The sequence below is a fragment of the Klebsiella sp. HMSC16C06 genome, from assembly GCF_001808325.1.
GTDB classification, from domain to species: Bacteria; Pseudomonadota; Gammaproteobacteria; order Enterobacterales; family Enterobacteriaceae; genus Klebsiella; species Klebsiella variicola.
Genome location: NZ_KV793005.1, coordinates 142,139 through 162,126 on the forward strand (window position 1 = coordinate 142,139; position 19,988 = coordinate 162,126).

At 60.0% G+C, this 19,988-nt stretch carries 16 protein-coding genes; 5 read left to right on the top strand and 11 right to left on the bottom strand.

Going from position 1 to position 19,988, the window contains the following annotated elements; all coding sequences use genetic code 11:
* The first annotated feature begins 197 nt into the window (after window positions 1-197).
* Window positions 198-1,034 (top strand): transporter substrate-binding domain-containing protein, encoded by an 837-nt coding sequence (locus HMPREF3142_RS15595; protein WP_012967386.1) that lies wholly within the window; start codon window positions 198-200, stop codon window positions 1,032-1,034.
* 54 nt (window positions 1,035-1,088) lie between these two features.
* Here the strand turns inward: HMPREF3142_RS15595 and HMPREF3142_RS15600 are convergent, their stop codons facing one another.
* The 9 genes from HMPREF3142_RS15600 to speB form a co-directional block, all read right to left on the bottom strand.
* Complete coding sequence (locus tag HMPREF3142_RS15600) at window positions 1,089-1,709, bottom strand: hypothetical protein (RefSeq protein WP_046622092.1); 621 nt, start codon at window positions 1,707-1,709, stop codon at window positions 1,089-1,091.
* Window positions 1,710-1,866: 157 nt separating this feature from the next.
* On the bottom strand, window positions 1,867-2,661 hold the full coding sequence (locus HMPREF3142_RS15605) for an SDR family NAD(P)-dependent oxidoreductase (protein WP_070612208.1): 795 nt from the start codon (window positions 2,659-2,661) through the stop codon (window positions 1,867-1,869).
* 60 nt (window positions 2,662-2,721) lie between these two features.
* Window positions 2,722-3,654 carry a 2-hydroxyacid dehydrogenase gene (locus tag HMPREF3142_RS15610; protein ID WP_070612209.1) on the bottom strand — a complete coding sequence of 311 codons (933 nt, stop codon included), beginning with the start codon at window positions 3,652-3,654 and terminating at the stop codon, window positions 2,722-2,724.
* Window positions 3,655-3,659: 5 nt separating this feature from the next.
* On the bottom strand, window positions 3,660-4,388 hold the full coding sequence (locus tag HMPREF3142_RS15615) for a class II aldolase/adducin family protein (RefSeq protein WP_004899997.1): 729 nt from the start codon (window positions 4,386-4,388) through the stop codon (window positions 3,660-3,662).
* A complete protein-coding gene (locus HMPREF3142_RS15620; protein ID WP_012967389.1) occupies window positions 4,389-5,909 on the bottom strand; it encodes an amino acid ABC transporter permease/ATP-binding protein in 1,521 nt (506 codons plus the stop codon).
* A gap of 30 nt (window positions 5,910-5,939) precedes the next feature.
* The gene (locus HMPREF3142_RS15625) at window positions 5,940-6,743 is read right to left on the bottom strand and encodes an ABC transporter substrate-binding protein (protein WP_004899993.1); all 804 of its coding nucleotides are present in this window, start codon (window positions 6,741-6,743) and stop codon (window positions 5,940-5,942) included.
* Between the two features lie 19 nt (window positions 6,744-6,762).
* On the bottom strand, window positions 6,763-7,830 hold the full coding sequence (locus HMPREF3142_RS15630; RefSeq protein ID WP_070612210.1) for an isopenicillin N synthase family dioxygenase: 1,068 nt from the start codon (window positions 7,828-7,830) through the stop codon (window positions 6,763-6,765).
* The gene (locus HMPREF3142_RS15635; protein ID WP_012540818.1) at window positions 7,827-8,690 is read right to left on the bottom strand and encodes a sugar phosphate isomerase/epimerase family protein; all 864 of its coding nucleotides are present in this window, start codon (window positions 8,688-8,690) and stop codon (window positions 7,827-7,829) included. The genes HMPREF3142_RS15630 and HMPREF3142_RS15635 overlap by 4 nt, the downstream gene beginning before the upstream one ends.
* 10 nt (window positions 8,691-8,700) lie before the next feature.
* The gene (speB, locus tag HMPREF3142_RS15640) at window positions 8,701-9,651 is read right to left on the bottom strand and encodes an agmatinase (protein WP_004145693.1); all 951 of its coding nucleotides are present in this window, start codon (window positions 9,649-9,651) and stop codon (window positions 8,701-8,703) included.
* Window positions 9,652-9,766: 115 nt separating this feature from the next.
* On the opposite strand from speB, the gene HMPREF3142_RS15645 reads away from it, so the two are divergent.
* From HMPREF3142_RS15645 to HMPREF3142_RS15655, 3 genes are all read left to right on the top strand, one after another.
* A complete protein-coding gene (locus HMPREF3142_RS15645) occupies window positions 9,767-10,678 on the top strand; it encodes a LysR family transcriptional regulator (protein WP_002914199.1) in 912 nt (303 codons plus the stop codon).
* Window positions 10,679-11,326: 648 nt separating this feature from the next.
* Window positions 11,327-14,215, top strand: coding sequence for a C1 family peptidase (locus tag HMPREF3142_RS15650; protein WP_070612211.1), 2,889 nt, complete (start codon window positions 11,327-11,329; stop codon window positions 14,213-14,215).
* A gap of 188 nt (window positions 14,216-14,403) precedes the next feature.
* Complete coding sequence (locus HMPREF3142_RS15655; protein ID WP_032736298.1) at window positions 14,404-14,883, top strand: RrF2 family transcriptional regulator; 480 nt, start codon at window positions 14,404-14,406, stop codon at window positions 14,881-14,883.
* 66 nt (window positions 14,884-14,949) lie between these two features.
* On the opposite strand, the gene oqxB is transcribed toward HMPREF3142_RS15655, so the two are convergent.
* Together oqxB and oqxA are read right to left on the bottom strand one after the other, a co-directional pair.
* Complete coding sequence (gene oqxB, locus HMPREF3142_RS15660) at window positions 14,950-18,102, bottom strand: multidrug efflux RND transporter permease subunit OqxB (protein WP_023298090.1); 3,153 nt, start codon at window positions 18,100-18,102, stop codon at window positions 14,950-14,952.
* Window positions 18,103-18,125: 23 nt separating this feature from the next.
* Window positions 18,126-19,301 carry a multidrug efflux RND transporter periplasmic adaptor subunit OqxA gene (oqxA, locus tag HMPREF3142_RS15665; RefSeq protein ID WP_008806106.1) on the bottom strand — a complete coding sequence of 392 codons (1,176 nt, stop codon included), beginning with the start codon at window positions 19,299-19,301 and terminating at the stop codon, window positions 18,126-18,128.
* Between the two features lie 333 nt (window positions 19,302-19,634).
* Between oqxA and HMPREF3142_RS15670 the strand changes: the two genes are divergently transcribed.
* On the top strand, window positions 19,635-19,988 hold the full coding sequence (locus tag HMPREF3142_RS15670) for a helix-turn-helix domain-containing protein (RefSeq protein WP_048268071.1): 354 nt from the start codon (window positions 19,635-19,637) through the stop codon (window positions 19,986-19,988).

Genomic DNA, 19,988 nt, shown 5'->3' on the forward strand with positions numbered 1-19,988 from the left:
AGCTTATTGCTCTTTTTTGCCAGGTGTTCGAACCCACTTCATGGTGGAAAATACGATCGTTCACGTAAGGCTACGCCCGGCAGATGAGGGATCATTCACCGGAGGGGGGCTGTTTTTTATCGCCAGATTTGCGATCGGCAACCGTGCTGCCGGGTTGTATGTCACGATGATTAAAAATAGGATGAATGCCCTGGCGTATGCTGCGGATGGTGTTGACTGATAAGCGGCCGATCACCCCGGCGCGAAAAATCGATAACGATAAGGATGGCGAGATGAAACTGACGGTGGGGCTGGCGCTGACGCTGGCGATAATGACCTGCGGCGCCCAGGCGCGCGATATGCAAACCATCGAGCACAGCGGTGAGCTGAAAGTGGGCGTGCCGGGCGATTACGCCCCGCTGGCGTTTCGCAATGCCGCCGGCGAGCTGCAGGGCTATGACGTGGACATGGCCCGCGATCTCGGGCGCACGCTGGGGCTGAAGGTGAGCTTCGTCTACACCAGCTGGCCAGCGCTCGCCGCCGATCTGCGGGCGGACAAGTTTGATATTGCGATGGGCGGCGTGACGCAGACTCCGGCGCGGGCGAAGGACTTCGCCCTCAGCCATCCGGTAGTGGCGAACGGTAAAATCGCCTTAGCCAACTGCCAGGCCGCCCCGCGGCTCGGCTCGCTGGCGAAGATTGACCGCCCGGAGGTGAAGGTGGTCGTCAACCCTGGCGGCACAAACCAGAGCTTTGTCGATGAGCATATTAAGCAGGCGCAGATCATTCGCGTACAGAACAACGTCGACAATCTGGAGGCGCTGCGGCAGAAAACAGCCGATATGATGGTGACAGACCTGATCGAAGGCGACTATTACCAAAGCAAAGAGCCCGGCGTGTTCTGCGTTGCTAACGAAACACCGTTCGCCGGCACCGCCAGCGACAAGGTGTATATGATGAATAAGGATAACCCGGCGCTGCTGGAGAAAGTGAACCAGTGGCTGGATAGCCAGGACAAAGAGGTTCTCAAACGGAAGTGGAAAATTCGCGGTTAACGCGGCGGCGCGCCACCGCCGGCAGACGCGTCCGGCGGTGGTTATCGTCCACGGTTAGCGCTGCGGCGACAGGGTCTGTCGCGCGAGGCCGCGGAAGTAGCAGGCGTAGCCGAGGGTGGCGGTCAGGCACAGCATATAGCCAAACGACTCGCTGCCTTCCTCGACCGTGTTTTTCACCACCCGGGCGTAGTTCTCATCCAGCACGGCGTACCACAGGCCGTGCATACCAAACAGCCGAGAGAAGACCAGAATCGCCAGCAGGCCGCTGATCATCATCCCGTAATAGGGCGTGCGGGTATACTCCGCCAGCTGCGACAGGGTCTGAGGCAGATGGCGCAGCGGCGCCAGCAGCGACCCTACGGTGGTCAGCAGGGCAAACCACACCCAGCTGCCGTGGGAGAGCAAATCAAACAGGCCATCCAGTTCACGGATCAGCATGGCGAGGAAGAAGCCGCCGATGAGGATATTGCTATAGCGCAGGTGGGTATATTTTCGCGCCAGCAGGAAGTGAACCAGTACGATGACGGCCAGCACGCTCTCCTGCACCACTTCAGTGAGCGACACCTCCGGGATGTCGTTACCAAACACCCGAATATCCACCCACAGACAGAGTACCGCGAGGGCGGCTGCGACCGCCGCGCCGAGAAAGAATAGCAAGCTTCGTAACAGAGACATTAACACCACAACTTATACTTAAAAGAAATATCATAAGTTTTGGGAATGCATGTTCCTGTTCACTTTGTGCGACTTTGCCGCGTTTTTTTAACATTTTGCGCGGTTTAGCGCCGGCGAAGGCGACAGGGGAGGGTGACTCCCCTGAATGAGGTGGGCGTCAGAGAATATCATCCACCACGCCGCCGTCGACGCGCAGTGCGGCGCCGGAGGTGGCCGATGCCTGCGGCGAGCAGACGTAGACCACCATATTGGCGACCTCTTCCACCGAGGCCGCCCGCTGGATCACCGAGCTCGGACGATGGGTCATGACAAACGTTTTCGCCAGTTCCTCCAGCGACTTGCCGGTTTTCGCCACGTCGTCTTTCAGCATCTCGGCAAAGCCGTCGGAAATCGTCGGCCCTGGCAGTACGCTGTTAACGGTCACTCCGCTGCCGGCGACATATTTCGCCAGGCCGCGGGCCAGCGACAGCTGCGCGGTCTTGGTCACGCCATAATGGATCATGTCCGCCGGGATATTGCGCGCCGATTCTGAGGAGATAAACCCCACCCGCCCCCAGCCTTTACTGACCATCGCCGGGAGCAGCCCCCGTGACAGGCGTACGCCGGACATGACGTTGGTCTGCCAGTAGTTGTCCCATGTCGCGTCGTCGGTGGCGTAGAAATCCTGCGGGCCATAGATCCCGGCGTTATTGACCAGAATATCGACGCCGGTCACCGCCCGCAGCAGCTGGGCTGCGCCGTCGGCGTCGCTGAGGTCGGCGATGGCGGGTCGCGCCTTCGCGCCCGACACCTCATTTTGCAGACGAGCGATGGCGGCGTTCACGCTCTGCTCGCTGCGCCCGTTAATGATGATCTCTGCGCCGCTCTCCGCCAGGCCTTTGGCGATGGCGAAGCCAATACCCGCCGTGGAGGCGGTGACCAGCGCGACTTTCCCCGATAAATCAATCTTCATGTTCCTGCCTTCTGGTTGTGGATCTCCCATTAAGCGTAGCAGCGGCAGTATGGCTGGGGATCAGTAACCGGCGTGCTTATTGACCAGGTTCTTCAGCGGCAGCCCGCGGCGCTGGCGCTGAATGTTCTCCAGCAACTGGCGGGCGATCACCTCGGCAGGGGCCGCAGAGGCCATATGCGGGGTGATGACCACCTGCGGATGGCGCCACAGCGGATCGTCCGCCGGCAATGGCTCCTGCGGGAAGACGTCGAGCACCGCCCCGGCGAGCTGGCCGCTCTCCAGCGCCGCCAGCACATCGTCATTGACCATATGCTCCCCGCGGCCGCAATTGATCAACACCGCCCCGGCGGGTAGCCGGTTGAACAGCGGCGCGGCGAGGATACCTCGGGTCTGCGCGGTGAGCGGTAGGAGGTTAATCAGCCCGTCAAGCGACCCAAGAAAGTGGTCGAGCGCCTCCTCGCCGCGATAGCAGGTGAAACCAGCCAGCTGCTTTTCACTGCGCGACCAGCCGGAGACCCGATAGCCGAGGCGGGCCAGCTGGTCTGCGATATAGCCGCCAATTTCGCCCAGACCCATAATGCCGATATGGAAGTCGGCGGCGGCGCGCTGGGGATAGAGCCTCCAGGTTTGGGTTCGCTGGTGGGCCAGCGCCCGGTCGAAATGGCGCTGAAACCACAGGACGCTCCACAGAGCATATTCGAACATGCCGTGGCGAAAATCTTCATCGATCACCCGGCACAGCGGGATCTCGCTGGCGAACAGCGCGGGCGGCAGATGATCGACCCCGGCGGACGCGGCCTGGATCAGCTTCAGCCCCGGCGAGCGGCTCAGCAGCTGCGGGTCCGGGAACCAGCAACTGGCGTACTGGGCGTCGCGTGCCGCCTGGTGATGGGGCAGAAGCGCCGTGACGTCGGGAAACTGCTGCAGGGCGGCGCAAATATCGCGGGCGAAATCCGCGTCGTTACAATCCACAACGATAGTGATATCAGACATAGGCGTTAGTCTTTGTAAGAGGTATCGAGACGGTCAAGACGGCGCAGCCACGCCTGCCAGACCTGTTGACGTTCATGCTCCACGCCCATCAGCTGCTCGCAGGCGTGCTGGCTGAGGTGCGGAGCGATGGTGTGGATCGGGCTGAGGGCCGCCAGCTGGGCGGTGGCCATCTGGATCTCGCAGGCGCGGTTCAGGTAGTACATGATATAAAAGGCGTCAGCCACGGTGCGGCCCACCGACAGCAGGCCGTGGCTCTGCAGGATCATGGCGATATTATTCCCCAGCGAGCGCTGGATGCGCGCCCGTTCGTCGAGGTCAAAGGCCACCCCTTCATAGGGATGGTAGCCGACGCGCTGGTAAAACTCGGTGCTGATCTGGTTGAGCTGCAGCAGGCCGTCCTCGCAGGCGGCCACCGCCATTCCCGGCAGCGTATGGGTGTGGATCACGCAGTGGGCATCTTCCCGGGCCATATGCACCGCGCTGTGGATGGTAAAGCCCGCCGAGTTAGCCGGTGCGTCGCCCTCTACGACCTTACCCTGCATATCCACCACGATCAGGTTGCTGGCGGTGACTTCGTCAAACATCATGCCGAAGGGATTAATTAAAAAACGCGGCTCGCCGTCGCCGGGCAGGCGCACGGAGAAGTGGGTGTAGAGGGTATCCTCCCAGCCGAACAGCGCCGCCAGCCGGTAGGCGGCGGCCAACTGCTGGCGCAGGTGTTGCTCAGTTGCCATTTAGCGTACTCCCATAAATTCACGGATTCGTTGCAGAGAAGGGGCCTCCAGCGGGCTGCGGATCACCTGCGGGGCGATATCGGCCTGCACCACGCCGTTCTCCATTAGCACCACGCGGTCGGAAATCGACAGGGCGAACTCCATCTCGTGAGTGACAATCAGCATGGTCATGCCTTCGCGGGCCAGCGACTGAATGACCTTCAACACTTCGCCTACCAGCTCCGGATCCAGCGCCGAGGTTGGCTCGTCAAACAGCATAATGTCCGGCTTCAGAGCCAGCGCCCGGGCGATCGCCACGCGCTGCTGCTGGCCGCCTGAGAGCTGCCAGGGGTATTTGTGGGCATGGGCCAGCAGGCCGACGCGGTCGAGCAGCGCCAGGGCCTGCTCGCGGGCGACCGGCTGGTCAAGCAGCTGGTGATAGCGCGGGGCCAGCATCACGTTGTCGAGCACCGTGCGGTGGGGGAACAGGTTGAAGCTCTGGAAGACCATGCCGATGCGCCGCACCCCGGCGCGCATCTGGCGTTTGTCGACGATGGCTCCGCCCTTCAGATAGTCCTCGCCGTAGAGAATGATCTCCCCGCCATCAAGGCTTTCGAGGGCGTTGATGGTGCGGATCAGGGTGGTTTTGCCGGAGCCGGACGGGCCGATGATGCTGATCACCTCCCCGTTCTCCACCTGCAGATCGATGCCTTTCAGCACCTCATGCTGACCCCAGGATTTGCGGATGCCCCGCAGATCGAGCGCTGGCGGCGCGCCGTTGACGGCCGGCGTTTTGATCTCCTCCGTCAGCGCCGGCAGGCTCTGGCGCAGCGCCTGGCATTCCGCCTCGCTGAGGGTTTGCGGACGCTTGCGCTGAATATCGAGACGATTTTCCAGCGCCCGGAACAGCCAGGTGAAGACGGTAACCACCATCACGTAGTACACCGCCACCGCCAGCAGGGTCTCCATCACGAGGAAATTTTGCGCATACAAGCGCTGGCCGGTGAGCAGCAGCTCGGGTAAGGAGACCACCGACAGAATCGAGCTCAGCTTAATGATGGTGATGTATTCATTGATCAGCGTCGGCAGCGAGATGCGAAACGCCTGAGGAATAACAATCAGCCGCTGGATGCCGATAAAGCTGAAGCTCAGCGCATGGCCCGCCTCGCTCTGCCCCTTGGCCACCGACAGCAGGCCGCCGCGGTGGATCTCCGCCATATAGGCCGCTTCGGTGACGGTCATCGACACCAGCCCGGCGATAAACGGCACCCCGAGTAGCGGCTGGGTCACCGGAAACAGCTGCGGCAGGTTGTAGACAAACACCAGCAGCACCATCAGCGGCACGCTGCGAAAAAACCAGATATAGAGTTCGACGGGGATCTTGACCCAGCGCGGCGCGGAGAGCTTCGCGCAGGCTAACAGAAAACCGACCACCAGGCCGATCCCCCAGGACAAGGTGCTGACCACGATCACGGTCACGCACGCCTGCCAGAATGCTCCAATGCTAAACAGTGAAAAAAAGTATCCCCAATCGAACGCCATACCGACTCCTGTTGCGCAGTGCTTATTGTCTTAATCGATGCTTTCTAAGTTGTATTTTTTGATCAGCGCGGCATATTGGCCGTTGGCTTTCAGCGCGGCCAGGGTAGCCTTAATCGCCTCCGCCAGCTCGGTGTTGCCTTTGGCGACGTAGATCCCCAACGGCAGCGGGTAGACCAGGCGCGTAGAGCTTATCCCCAGGCGGCCGCGGCTCTTGTCGACGATGATCTGCGCCGCCGGGGCAATCTCAAGCTGGGCGCCGATGTTCTTCGACAGCAGCGCCTGCGAGGCTTCCGGCGCCGTCGGGAACTCCTGAATGGTGATGGCCGGTTTGCCGTTTTTCAGGCACCACTCATCGGAGTGTTTTTTCAGGCTGGTCACCCAGGTGGTGCCTGCCTGCAGGCCGACCTTCACGCCGCACAGCTCATCTTCGGTTTTCGGCTGCACCGCGCCGCCCTTCAGGGCGATGATCGACGCGCCGGAGAGGGCGTAAGGGATGGCGTCGGCCTGTTTCTGGCGTTCCGGCGTCACGTACATCCCGGAGATCACCGCATCATATTTCTTGCCGATGCCGAGGATCAGGCTGGTGAACTTGGTGTCGATCAGCTGCGGTTTGGCCTGCAGATGTTGGGCGATCAGCGCGGCGAAATCCGGGTCGAGACCGACGATGTTGTTATTGCTGTCATAGGACTCAAACGGCGGGTAGGTGACCTCCATCCCCACCTTAAAGACGCCCTCGGTCAGCAGTTCCGCCGCCTGGGTGACAGGGGAAAAACAGGCGCTGACGGCGAGGGTAAGCGCGACACGGCGCGAGATTTTTTTCAGGGTGCTAGTCATCATGGTTCCTCACGGGTGGTTAGGGGTTTTTTTGCTGTGCCTGTTTTTTCAAATGGCCAAAGGTATTGGTGCCGCGCGCGCGCTCCGGTAGCTGAAGTTCACCGCGATTGACCTTCTCGCGCAGGTAGCGATAGGTTTGCAGCGCCTGGCTCCACATATGCTCCCCGATGCTGAGCGCCTGATATTCACCGGCTTCGCCGGCGGCGAGGAAGGTCGGCAGCGGGCGGATCAGCGTGTGGTAATCGCAGGCGAAAAACAGCGGGAAGGAGTGCCGCTCCTGCGGCACTTTGCGCACCCGGTGGGCTGTAGCAACAAATGTGCCAGCGCTGAGCACTTCCAGCATGTCGCCGATATTGATCACGAACGCCTCTTCTCCGGCGGCGTTCTTGACGGGAGGTGCATCGATCCACACGCTTTCTTCATTGAGGACTTCAAGGCCGGGCTGGTCGGCGAGCAGCAGGGTGAAGCACTCATAGTCGGTGTGTGCACCAATTCCGGGAACATCTTCGACGCTGGCGTCGAACGGGTAATGGATCAGCCGCAGCTTGGCCGGCGGGCAGGTCACCATCGGTTTGAAATACCCTTCCGGCAGGCCGAGCGCGAGGGCGAAAGCGTCGAACAGACGGTGGCCGAGGGCGAAGACTGCGTCGTAGTAGGCCAGCACCCGCGCGCGGAAATCCGGCAGATCGGGCCACTCATTGGCGCCGATCAGCGGCGTGCCGGCGAGCACCAGCGGATGGTCATCCGCTGCCTGGAAGCCGATATCGAAAGCCTCTTTATGGTCCGGCTTGCCGGAGCCGTAGATCTCTTCTCCTTCCGGAACGTAGCCCTTATGGCTTTTGGAGTGGCCGATGTAATAGTTCATCTTCTCCTCCATCGGCAGGGCGAAGATCTGCTTCGCCGCCTCGCGGACGCCGGCGATCAGCGCCGGGTCGATGCCGTGGCCAGTGATGTAGAAAAAGCCCACCTCGCGCGCCGCGCGGCCGATGGCGTCGGCCACCGCCTGGCGCCTGGCGAGATCGTCGCCGGCCAGATCGCGGATATCGATGGTCGGGAGTTCAGTAAAAGCGTGCTTCACGGCGGTCATGGCTGCGGTTCCTGTTCAGTGAGCGTTAAAAACTGCTGAAAGTGGGCCTGCTGGCGCGCGGCCATCCAGGCGTTGAGCGACCAGAGGTCGGCCACCGGAACGTTGGTGAACGGCAGATGGTGCAGATAGCCGTCGGCGCCAAACTCCGGGGTCAGCGTGGTCTGCGGGTAGCCGCGCTGGCGCTGTGAATGCCAGACCTGCTGCCAGAAGCGCTCGGCAAAAGCCAGCGCCGGCTGATACTCCGGCGCCGCCGGGTGCGGCACCTGCGGCCCCTGGTCGTAGCCCACCCGGGCCTGCACGTGATGCACGCGGTCGATAAAGGCGCTGAAGTCATCGCAGGGGTCATCCAGCAGGCGCTCGCTGACCACCACCCAGTGGCTGATGTCGGCGGTAAAGCGCAACTGGGGGAGCTGCTGAATAATCTCCAGCGTGAGCCACGGGCTGTACAGCGAGGTGGCGCGATGGGTTTCAAAGCTGCAGGTCAAACCAAACCCGGCGGCCAGCTCGTGCGCCTTGCCGAGAAAATCGACCTGCTGCGCCAGCGGCCAGCGATCGTTGCCCGCCAGCAGATTGACAAAGCGCGGGTTGAGGCTGCTGGCCTCGGCGAAGCGGGTCTGCAGGCGCGCCAGATGCTGCTCCGGCGTTTCATGCTGGGCGGGGAGCACTCCGCCGCCGCTGAAAAGAATGGCGATATACTCCAGCCCCGACGCCTGCAGGCGGTCGGCGAGCTCCCGCCGTTCGGCCACCGTTAACGGCACGCGGGCTTCGATACCGCAGCAGCCGACGCGCTGCAGTTCATCCAGCGTTTGCGACCAGGGGGTGGTGACTCCCCAGAGGGTGCGAAAGCATTTCAGCTCCATGGCGGCTTCCTCAGGCGTACTTCACGCCGGGCAGGACGCAGAGCATCTCGTACAGCAGGTTGGCCGCCAGCTGGGAGGTATTACCGCTCACGTCGTAGGGGGGCGAGACCTCGACCAGATCGGCGCCAATCAGGTTCAGGCCGCGGCAGCCGCGGACGATCTCCAGCGCCTGAATGGAGGTCAGGCCGCCGACTTCCGGCGTCCCGGTTCCCGGGGCCCAGATGGGATCGAGGCTGTCGATATCAAAGCTGAGATACACCGGCCCGTCGCCCATCTGCTGGCGGACTTCGGCCATCAGCGGCGCCAGCGAGGTATGCCAGCACTGCTCCGCCTGCACCAGGCGAAAGCCCTGGTCAACGCCCCACTGGAAGTCGCCGGCGGCATAGCCCTGGGCGCGCTGGCCAATCTGCACCACCCGTTTGAGGTCGAGCAGTCCCTCCTCAACGGCGCGGCGGAAGGTGGTGCCGTGGGCGATTTTCTCTCCGAACATCTCATCATTGGTATCGGTATGGGCGTCGACGTGGATGAGCCCCACCGGACCATGTTTTTTGGTCAGCGCCCGCAGGATCGGCAGGGTAATGGTGTGGTCCCCGCCGAGGGTCAGCGGGATCAGCGGATAACTATTCAAACCGGTGTAGTAATCTTCGATAATTTGCACCGATTTGAGCAGGCTGTAGGTATTGATCGGCACATCGCCGATGTCGGCCACCGACAGCGAGTCGAACGGCGCGGCGCCGGTTGCCATATTGTACGGACGGATCATCACCGATTCGGCGCGAATATAGCGCGGTCCGTAGCGCGTTCCCGAGCGCTGCGAGGTGCCGATATCCAGCGGAATGCCGACAAATGCCGCATCAAGTCCCTGTAAATCTTCGATAAACGGCAGGCGCATCATTGTGGCGCGACCGGCGAAGCGTGGCATCTCATTGCCACCCTGCGGTTGGTGAAAGAGGTTATCCATGTCTGCTCCTGAATCTGACGGATGAAACGTAACAGGAGAGATAGTGCGCAACCCGCGCTGGACTTTACATCGTCTGACGTAAATACTCAGTTCATTTATTGGTGAACTAAATACGATGCATCACGACGCCAGCCTTAATATTCGACAGCTGCAGGTTTTCGAGGCGGTGGCCCGCCTGGAGAGCTACAGCCGGGCCCAGCAGGAGCTGGGCATTTCGGTCTCCGCCATCAGCAATGCCATGTCGCAGCTGGAGGGACAGCTTGGCTTTACCCTCTGCCAGCGCGGGCGCGGCGGTTTTTCCCTGACTGAGAAAGGTCAGCAGTTTTTACAGCAGGCGATCCGCGTGCTGAGTGAACTCAATGAGCTGGAGCGGCAGTCGGCGCTGCTCAAAGGGGAGCACAGCGGCACCTTGTGCATCTCGACGCTCGACTCCATCGAGACCGAAACGGCGCTCTCGCTGCCGGTGGTTCTGCGCAGCTTCAGCGACAAATTTCCCCATGTGCATATCAAACTGATTATTCGCACCCCGGCGGAGCAACTGAACGGCGTGCTGAACAACCATATCGACCTGGCCATCGGCAGCTACAACTCGCAGGTGCATAACATCATCAGCGAGCCGCTGTACCGCGAACAGCACTGGCTCTACTGCAGCGATCTGCACCCGATGTTCTTCAGCCGCCAGCTGGATAAAGAGCAGATCAGCCAGTGCCCGCTGGTGACCCGCAGCTACTGGAACACCAGCGATTTGCGCCGCCGGGGCTTCAGCAAAGGCAGCGCCACCGTCGAGACCGTCGACGCCCAGCTGTTGCTGATCCTCTCGGGGAAATATATTGGCTATCTGCCGGAGCATTACGCCTGGCCGTGGATCAAAGAGAACCGCCTGCGGGTGCTGCTGCCCAACGAGTTTGGCTTTCAGTCGCCGTTCTCGGCCATTTGTAAGCGCGGGCGCAGCAATGAGCCCTACCTGAAAGCGTTCCGCGACCTGCTGAAGAAAAACACGGTGGCGCGGCCGAAGTGGAATTACTGAGTGGGGTAGAGGCTTCCCTCCGCTGCGGTGGTGGCTCTGGCGCTCAGCGCGCAGCCCGGCGGTGGCATTTCTCCTGTTCAAAAAACGAACGGCAGCCGGGAGCCCGCCCGGGCTGCGGCTGCCAGGCAACTGCCTCCAGGTTATCCACAGGGTTAGGCGCCGCTGGTGTGGACAGGTCGCCGGGCAGCGCAGTCGTTAGCGATTCGCTTTAATGGTTTTTTCCGCCATCGCGATGGTGGAGAGTTTGTGCAGGCAGATCAGCGCCAGACAAATCCCGCAGGATCCGCTGCCGTTATGGCAGCGGATAGTTGGCGAACGGGGAGAGAATGATGTCTCCTGAACCGCCCGTCAACGGCTGACCCGTGCCAGATTTCAGCCAGTAATAAATCCTCGGGTGCCGTTACGCTTCTCCTATACTCATACGAGCATGCCGGAACGCCTGCCCAGACGAAGTTTGCCCGCCTCAAACGAGAGAGCGACACGCGCCATCTTTGTCGAAGGATATCATCCGCGGCCGCCGGGTCGCTTTGCAGCCTGAAGCAATACCACTTGTCAGCCTCATTTCACAAGGACAGCTCAACGTTATGTTGCGTACTGCGGCCTATATCAATATCGCCGCACGGTCATCGCTTTTCGAGGATTATTGTCATGGTTAAATTGCTGTTGCAGGGCTCATCCGGCCCGGAGGTTGTCGAGTTACGCAAACGTCTGGCGAAAACGCTGGGAGCAGATGCGAAGATGTTTGCATTGCCGTCGAATAGTGACACGTTCGATGCCACGCTCGCCTCGGCGGTCCGACACTGGCAGTCGAATATCGGCATCATCGCCGATGGCGTCGTCGGTCCCTATTGCCAGAGCCTGTTGGCGCTTATCAAGCTGCCTGCGTTTGCGCTGCGGGCAGATGAGGTGCAGCATTTATTCCCCGCCACCAAACCATCCAATGTGCTGCGCTATCTGCCGTACGTCGCGGCAGCGTTAACCAGCGAAGGGCTCACGACGATCCCGTTGATCCTGGCCGCCCTGGGGACCATCCGCGCGGAGACCGAAGGCTTCGTGCCGATTTCCGAATATCCCTCGCAGTTCAACACGCTGCCAGGGCTGCCGGCGTTCAGCGCCTACGACGTAGGGACCGACAAAGGCAAGAATCTTGGTAACATCAACCCTGGCGATGGCGCCAGGTTTCGCGGACGTGGTTTCGTACAGCTTACGGGGCGGTCGAACTACCAGAAATATGCTTCCCGCATAGGTGTGGACATTATCGGCTCTCCCGATTTAGCTAATGCACCCGAGGTGGCGGCGGTACTGTTGGCGATGTTCCTCGGCGATCGTCGAGAGGCGTTAACCTCGGCCCTGACAGCCACGCCCCCCGACTATCGGAAAGCGCGCAGGCTGGTGAATGGCGGGGCGCACGGGTTGGATAGTTTCAAAAAAGTCTTCACGCTTGCAGCGGTCTTGCCAGCGGTTATGCAGCAGACCAGCCAGATACAGGGCGCGGGAGCTGGCAGAGGGAGCAGACAGCAGGCGGGCGCCGCCGCGATCGCGGCCCCGGCAGAGGGACCGGTTCTCAATGCGTCGAAGGATCCGCTTGATCTGCGCGATCGTACCTATACGCCGCCGCCGGTGAGCCTACCGGACCGCTTTCCGGTTGATAAGGATATCGCCACGCTACTGACCGTCTACACCCAGGCGCAGCTGATCCTCGATCAGGGGCGGGAAGGCGCCTGCACGGGTTTTGGCTTAGCCTGCGTGGTGAACTATTTGCGCTGGCGTAAAGCCGGTTTCCCGAAAAAACTCGATTCAGTGAGCCCCCGCATGCTTTACAACTTTGCCCGGCGATACGACGAATACGCCGGGGAAGATTATGACGGTTCGAGCTGCCGTGGTGCGCTTAAAGGGTGGTTCCATCACGGCGTGTGTCTGGAGTCTGACTGGCCTTACCGGGAGCAGGAAAATATCCCGCCGCAATACGGATACGCGGAGCGTGCGGTGAATACGACGCTGGGGGTCTACTATCGTATTGATATCAAAAATATTACCGATATGCAGGCCGCCATCCATGACGTGGGGGCTATCTACGTTTCCGCCTTTACCCATGAGGGCTGGCAGACGGTACCGACAGCGAAAAAGGCGCCCACCAATCATGACTCGCTGGCGGTCATCGCGTTCAATGGCAAGCCTACTAAAACAGGCGGTCATGCGTTTGCGCTGGTTGGGTTTAACCGCGACGGGTTTATCGTACAAAACTCCTGGGGTACAGAGTGGGGATGCGGTGGCTTCGCGGTACTGAGTTATGCCGACTGGCTGACCAACGCGATGGATGCCTGGGTGGCGGCGCTGGGCGTGCCCGGCGTGGTGCCAGGGCAGCTTGCAACGGGTTCGCCAGCCCTTGCCACACCGGCCGCCGCGGGTAATCACCCGCAGTGGTGGGACGAAACCACGGCCTATCAGCACAGTATTGTTATCGGCAACGATGGTCGGGTGGACCGCTACCTGACCCAGGACGAGATGACGCGTACGCTGATGTATCAGGGATGCGTATTGCCCGATCGTTGGTTTCGCTTACAACACGCAGAGACTAAACGCTTAGTCATTTATGCGCATGGCGGGCTCAACAATGAGGCGGGGTCGATTGCGCGGGCGCGGGCGATGGGACGTTACTTCACTGGCAACGATTGCTATCCACTCTTTCTGGTGTGGAAAACAGGGATCCTGGAGTCCATTGGCGATATCTTCTCCGACCATTTTCGCCGTGAACCCTCGCGCGCGGGTGGCGTGCGTGAGGCATTGACTGAGGCTTCCGATCTGCTGATTGAGGAAACTATTGGTCGGCCGGCCGCGAAGCCTCTGTGGAGCGAAATGAAGGAGAACGCTGAATTTAGTTGCGTTTCAGGACGCGCAGGCGATCTGCTGGTGACGGCCCTGCAAAAGTTAGTGGAAACCTGGGGCAAGGCGCTTGAAATTCATATAATTGGTCACTCGGCGGGCAGTATTATTCTCGGCCATTTCGTCGATCTGTTGTCATCCCGCGGCCTGGGTGACGCTCTCAAGTCTGCGCATCTCTATGCGCCGGCATGTACGGTACAGTTTGCCAACCGACACTATGCCCCGCATGAATTGCTGATGAAACGTATGTATCTCCATATCCTGTCCGATCGCATTGAACGAGCCGACAATGTGGCAGCTATTTATCGCAAGTCGCTCCTCTATTTCGTCTCCAACGCGTTAGAAGGGGATCGGCGAACACCGCTGCTGGGAATGGACAAGATACGCGACAAAAACTACTCGGGCTGGGACGGTTCGTCGAGCACCGGGGAAGCATTGCGTAACTGGCGTCATGCTGCGGCTGAGGCGGGGCTGGAAAAGCGCGGCCGAACCAACATCATTGATACCGACAAGGTCAATAGTGGCCCAGGCGTGATGATCGATGCTTCCCACGGCAGTTTCGATAACAACATTGATGTGATCAGCCTGACCCTGCAACGCATTGTTGAGAATAGCCAGCTGAACTTACCGGTGGATGATCTTCGCGGTTTTTAGATGGCACGGTATGCGGTTGCCGGGTTTGTCATCCGGCAGCCTTTGCCCGTGAAATCAGAAAATTTACTTCGCAGGCTAACCGCAGATTGCTTCAAAAAAATTCCCGTATTTGTTATATTGTTGTTCATTGATTATTCACCTCTGCGGTGCCAAAAAGAACAAGATTCACCGCAACCCAGGACAATACCATGTTAGATTACCGCTTCCCGACAGCTTTGCAGATGGTTCTCAGCGTAGCAATGGCGGAGCAGATGGGTGAACGTTCGACGAGTGCGATTCTGGCCTACGGCCTGGAAGCGAACCCGAGCTTTATCCGTAAACTAATGGTTCCGCTTACTCGTGACGGCATCATCGTCTCCACGCTTGGCCGCAACGGCTCTATTCATCTTGGCCGCCCGGCGGACAAGATCACCCTGCGTGATATCTATCTTTCGGTTATTGAAGATAAAAAGCTGTGGGCGTCGCGTCCTGAAGTTCCGGCTCGCTGCGTGGTCAGCGCCAACGCCTGTTGGTACTTCAAATCGATTGCCGATGAAGCAGAGCAGGCTTCGCTAAACGTCCTCGCTCGTCACACCGTGGCCAGCGCGCTGGAGGCGGTCAAAAACGCCGATACCAGCGGCTGCGATCCGGTGCCGGAAATGATCGCCCGCTTTAAGAAAGCGCTTTAATTCCTATCTGATGACGAAAAAAAACCGCCTTCATTGTGAAGGCGGTTTTTTGTTATCTGCTGCAGGCTAGGCGGGCAGATCCTCCTGGACCGGCTTCCTGCGGGTCACCAGTTTCCGCAGCGTCACGTAAAACACCGGCGTCAGGAACAGACCAAACAGCGTCACGCCCAGCATCCCGGAGAACACCGTGATCCCGGTGACACCGCGGACTTCCGCCCCCGCGCCATGGCCGAGGATCAGCGGAATGGTCCCGGCGATAAAAGCGATGGAGGTCATCACGATCGGGCGCAGACGCAGGCGGCATGCCTCCAGCGCCGCTTCCATGATGCCTTTCCCCTGGATCTCCAGTTCGCGGGCAAACTCGACGATCAGAATGGCGTTTTTACAGGCCAGGCCCATCAGGACCACCAGACCCACCTGCACGAAGACGTTGTTATCGCCGCCGGTCAGCCAGACGCCAAACAGCGCGGAGAGCATCGTCATCGGTACGATAAGGATCACCGCCAGCGGCAGGGTCCAGCTTTCATACAGCGCCGCCAGCACGAGGAACGCCAGCAGCACCGCCACCGGGAAGACGATCAGCGCCGTGTTGCCCTGGGTGGCCTGCTGGAAGCTCAGATCCGTCCACTCAATATTCATCCCATTCGGCAGGATCTGCTTCGACAGCTCCTCCAGATGCGTCATCGCCTGCGAAGAAGAGAGGATCCGCGGATCGGCATCGCCAATCAGGTCCGCCGCCGGATAACCGTTGTAGCGGATCACCGGATCCGGCCCGTAGGTGGTACTGATATTCACCATACTGCCGATCGGCACCATTTCGCCCTGATTATTGCGGGTGCGCAGATTAGCAATATCTTCCACGCTCTCGCGGAATGGCCCATCGGCCTGGGCCATCACGCGCCAGGTACGCCCGAACTGGTTAAAATCATTGACATAAGACGAGCCGAGATAGGTCTGCAGCGTGCCGAACAGATCGGTTAGCGACACCCCCTGCGCTTTCGCCTTATCGCGATCGACCTGCACGTCCAGCTGCGGCACGTTAGCCTGGTAAGTCGAGATCGGGAAGTGCATCCCTGGCGTCTGCATAATCGCCCCGGACATCGCATTCACCGCGCTTTGCAGCGCGCCATAGCCCAGCCCACCGCGATCCTGGATGTACAGGGAGTAGCCGGAACCCTGACCCAGTCCTAAAATCGGCGGCGGCAGGATGGAGAAGCCAAAGCCCTGCTGGATTTGCGCGATTTTGGCGTTGATCTCCGCATTAATTTCCGCCGCCGTGTGTTTGCGCTGGTCGAACGGTTTCAGGCCAAAAAAGACCGTCCCGGTATTCGGCGTGTTGGTGAACTGCAGCGCATTAAGCCCCGGGAAAGCGACCGCATAATCGACCCCTTCGGTATTCATCCCGATCTCGCTCATTTTGCGGATCACCGCGTCGGTGCGCGCCAGCGACGACCCTTCCGGCATCTTCACGCCGCCAATGAGATACAGCTTATCCTGGGTGGGAATAAACCCGCCGGGGACGACTTTAAACATCACCCCAGCGGCGCAGAGCAGCAGCAGATACACCACAAACACCGCGCCACGGCGTCCGAGGGTTTTGCTCACCAGCCCCTGATAGCCGTTCGAGCTGCGCAGGAAAAAGCGGTTAAACGGACGGAAAATCCAGCCAAACAGACGATCGATCAGCCGGGTAGGGAGGTCTTTCTTCGCGCCGTGCGGCTTTAACAGCAGGGCCGCCAGCGCCGGGGAGAGCGTCAGCGAGTTGATGGCCGAGATCACCGTCGAGATGGCGATGGTCACCGCAAACTGTTTGTAGAACTGGCCGGTGACCCCGGAGAGAAACGCCATCGGCACGAACACCGCACACAGCACCAGCGCAATGGCGATAATCGGCCCGGAGACCTCACGCATCGCCTGATGCGCCGCGGCAAGCGGCGCAAGCCCCTCTTCGATATTACGCTCGACGTTCTCCACCACTACGATGGCGTCGTCCACCACGATACCGATAGCCAGTACCAGCCCGAACAGGCTCAGGGTATTCAGCGAGAAGCCCAGCAGATAGAGAATGCTGAAGGTCCCTACCACCGATACCGGCACCGCGATCAGTGGGATAATCGACGCGCGCCAGGTCTGCAGGAACAGGATCACCACCAGCACCACCAGCACCACTGCTTCCAGCAGCGTCTGCACCACCGCGCGGATGGAGTCGCGCACGAAAACCGTCGGGTCGTACGGCGCCGCCCATTTCATATCTTCCGGGAAGCGGGTGGCCAGCTCGGCCATTTTGGCGCGTACCGCGTTCGACAGATCGATGGCGTTAGCCCCCGGCGACTGGAAGATACCGATCCCGACCGCATCCTTATTGTTGAGCTGGGAGCGCAGCGCATAGCTGCCGGAACCCATCTCGATGCGCGCCACGTCGCGCAGGCGGACCAGCGAGCCGTCCTGCGCCGTTTTCAGAATGATATTGCCAAACTCTTCTTCGGTATGCAGACGGCCCTGGGCGTTAATGGAGATCAGGAAATCGCTCTCCTGCGGCAGCGGCTCGGCACCAAGCTGTCCGGCAGACACCTGGACGTTTTGCTCCTGCATCGCCGTCACCACATCCGAGGCTGTCAGACCGCGGGCCGCGACCTTATTGGGATCCAGCCAGACGCGCATCGCATATTCACCGGAGCCAAAAATCTGGATCTGGCCGACGCCGGGCAGGCGCGCCAGCTCATCCTTCACTTTCAGCGTGGCGTAGTTGCGCATATACAGCGAGTCGTACTTACCGTTTGGCGAAAACAGATGCACCACCAGGGTCAGCGTCGGAGACTGTTTCTGGGTGGTGATGCCCAGACGGCGTACATCCTCCGGCAGACGCGCTTCCGCCTGCGCGACCCGGTTCTGCACCTGAACCTGCGCCTGATCCGGGTCGGTACCCGGGCGGAAGGTGACGGTGGTGACCAGCACACCGTCGGAGCCAGCGACCGATTTCATGTACATCATGTTTTCAACGCCGTTGATCGCTTCCTCCAGCGGCGTCGCCACGGTCTCGGCAATCACTTTCGGGTTGGCGCCGGGATACTCCGCGCGCACCTGGACGCTCGGCGGGACGACGTCCGGATATTCGCTCACCGGCAGCAGCGGGATAGCGATTAACCCGGTGATAAAAATTAAAATCGACAGCACCGCGGCGAAAATCGGCCTGTCGATAAAAAAGCGGGAAAAGTCCATGTGTTGGATTCTCTGATTAGGGATCAGTTGAGGGCGGCGCTGGTGGTCATGGCAACGGTTTTGGCATTCACCGGCATACCCGGCATAAATACTTTTTGTAACCCGTCGACGATGACGCTATCCCCAGGGTTCAGCCCCTTCTGAACGATGCGTAAACCGTCTGCCAGACGCCCCGGGGTAATATCACGTCGCTGCGCTTTACCATCTTTATCAACGATATAAACGTATTTACGGTCCTGATCGGTCAGTACCGCTTTGTCGTCGATCAGCGTGGCTTTGAACTCGGCGCTGCCCGGCAGACGCACGCGGGCAAACAGCCCCGGTGTGAACAGACGCTGCGAGTTATCCAGCAGCGCGCGCATGCGGATGGTGCCGGTACTCGGCGTTAACTGATTATCGAGAAAATCCACTTTGCCCTGATGGGGGTAACCCTCCTCGCCAACCAGGCCAATCTCCACCGGGAGCGCCTGATTATCGCTGGACGCCCCTTGCCCACGGCGGGCGAGGTTTTGATAGTGAAGGTAGGTTGACTCGTCGACATCAAAGTAAACGTATACCGTCTTCTGCGAGACCAGGGTGGTGAGCACGCTGGCGGTGTCGCCCGCGGTGACCAGGTTACCGCTGGTGATCAGCGCCCGGCTGGCGCGGCCGTCAATAGGGGCGGTCACTTTGGTGAAGTCGAGGTTAAGCTGCGCGGCATCCACCGCCGCCTGCGCGGCGCGAATATCAGCCTGCGCCTGAACCGCGGCTGACCGGCGCTGCTCCCACTCTTCACGGGAGACAAGATTGGTATGGACTAATTTATCGGTGCGGTTCGCCTCACTTTGCGCCAGGCTGGCCTGCGTTTTGGCTCTCGCCAGCGTCGCCTGCGCCTGCTCCAGCGCGGCGCGATAGGTTCTGTCATCTATCGTGAACAGCACCTGGCCCTTTTTCACCTCCTGACCGTCGGTGTAATTCACTTTATCAATGTATCCCGAGACGCGAGGGCGAAGCTGAACGCTCTCCACCGCTTCAATGCGACCGTTAAAACTATCCCACTGACTGATCGACTTCACCAGCACCTTAGCGGCGCTGACCGTCGGGGCGGGAGGCGCGGCATTTTGCGCGACGCTGTCGTCGCAGCCGACGAGCAGAAAGGAGAGCATCATCGCGCCGAGCGCGGTCAGGTGAATGTTTCCCCAGGTTTTTTGCAGGCTCATTATTTTTATTCCGGTAATTGTAGCCGCCGGGCAAGACGCAGCGTGAGAGGCCGCGCCACTTCCTTTGTCCGGGCTGGCTTAAGGCCATTTGTGTCGATCATCGCCACAAAACTGTAACAATTTCGAATACACTATCGCGGCGATTGTAGGAAGGCGCTTAACTAAGTGCAAGAATAATTGTTGCACTTTATGTGCGGTCCTGGCTGGAGACAAAAACCGCGATCCCGGCGTGGATTTAAATGTAACAATAAAACTTGCATTTTGTGTAAAAACAGGCCACCTTTAAATGCAACTGACAAAGATGCTTTTAACCGGCTGCGCGGAGGTAACATGATGAACACTGGCGCCATCATTCAGGATCTGATCGACTGGATCGACAACCATCTTGATAGCCGTCTGGATATTGACACCGTTGCCCGACGATCCGGCTATTCGAAGTGGCACCTGCAGCGGATCTTCAAAGAACATACCGGGCAGCCCCTCGGAGAATATATTCGGGCGCAAAAGCTGCAAAAGTCGGTCGAACGCTTAGCCCACAGCAACGAGCCGATCCTGAACGTGGCGATCGCCCTCGGCTTTGACTCCCAGCAGTCCTTCAACCGCAGCTTCAAGCGCCAGTATGGCCAGGCGCCCGGCGTCTGGCGCCGGAGTATCAGCCGCTCTGCAGGGCAAGCATCTCGTCAGTGA

Bases quoted from the DNA above. Each gene is read 5' to 3' on its own strand.
- HMPREF3142_RS15670 (WP_048268071.1), top strand. From the start codon at position 19,635: ATGAACACTGGCGCCATCATTCAGGATCTGATCGACTGGATCGACAAC.
- HMPREF3142_RS15625 (WP_004899993.1), bottom strand. From the start codon at position 6,743: ATGACTAGCACCCTGAAAAAAATCTCGCGCCGTGTCGCGCTTACCCTC.
- oqxA (WP_008806106.1), bottom strand. From the start codon at position 19,301: ATGAGCCTGCAAAAAACCTGGGGAAACATTCACCTGACCGCGCTCGGC.
- HMPREF3142_RS15595 (WP_012967386.1), top strand. From the start codon at position 198: ATGCTGCGGATGGTGTTGACTGATAAGCGGCCGATCACCCCGGCGCGA.
- oqxB (WP_023298090.1), bottom strand. From the start codon at position 18,102: ATGGACTTTTCCCGCTTTTTTATCGACAGGCCGATTTTCGCCGCGGTG.
- HMPREF3142_RS15605 (WP_070612208.1), bottom strand. From the start codon at position 2,661: ATGAAGATTGATTTATCGGGGAAAGTCGCGCTGGTCACCGCCTCCACG.
- HMPREF3142_RS15655 (WP_032736298.1), top strand. From the start codon at position 14,404: ATGTTAGATTACCGCTTCCCGACAGCTTTGCAGATGGTTCTCAGCGTA.
- HMPREF3142_RS15600 (WP_046622092.1), bottom strand. From the start codon at position 1,709: ATGTCTCTGTTACGAAGCTTGCTATTCTTTCTCGGCGCGGCGGTCGCA.
- HMPREF3142_RS15610 (WP_070612209.1), bottom strand. From the start codon at position 3,654: ATGTCTGATATCACTATCGTTGTGGATTGTAACGACGCGGATTTCGCC.
- HMPREF3142_RS15630 (WP_070612210.1), bottom strand. From the start codon at position 7,830: ATGACCGCCGTGAAGCACGCTTTTACTGAACTCCCGACCATCGATATC.
- HMPREF3142_RS15615 (WP_004899997.1), bottom strand. From the start codon at position 4,388: ATGGCAACTGAGCAACACCTGCGCCAGCAGTTGGCCGCCGCCTACCGG.
- speB (WP_004145693.1), bottom strand. From the start codon at position 9,651: ATGGATAACCTCTTTCACCAACCGCAGGGTGGCAATGAGATGCCACGC.
- HMPREF3142_RS15620 (WP_012967389.1), bottom strand. From the start codon at position 5,909: ATGGCGTTCGATTGGGGATACTTTTTTTCACTGTTTAGCATTGGAGCA.
- HMPREF3142_RS15635 (WP_012540818.1), bottom strand. From the start codon at position 8,690: ATGGAGCTGAAATGCTTTCGCACCCTCTGGGGAGTCACCACCCCCTGG.
- HMPREF3142_RS15650 (WP_070612211.1), top strand. From the start codon at position 11,327: ATGGTTAAATTGCTGTTGCAGGGCTCATCCGGCCCGGAGGTTGTCGAG.
- HMPREF3142_RS15645 (WP_002914199.1), top strand. From the start codon at position 9,767: ATGCATCACGACGCCAGCCTTAATATTCGACAGCTGCAGGTTTTCGAG.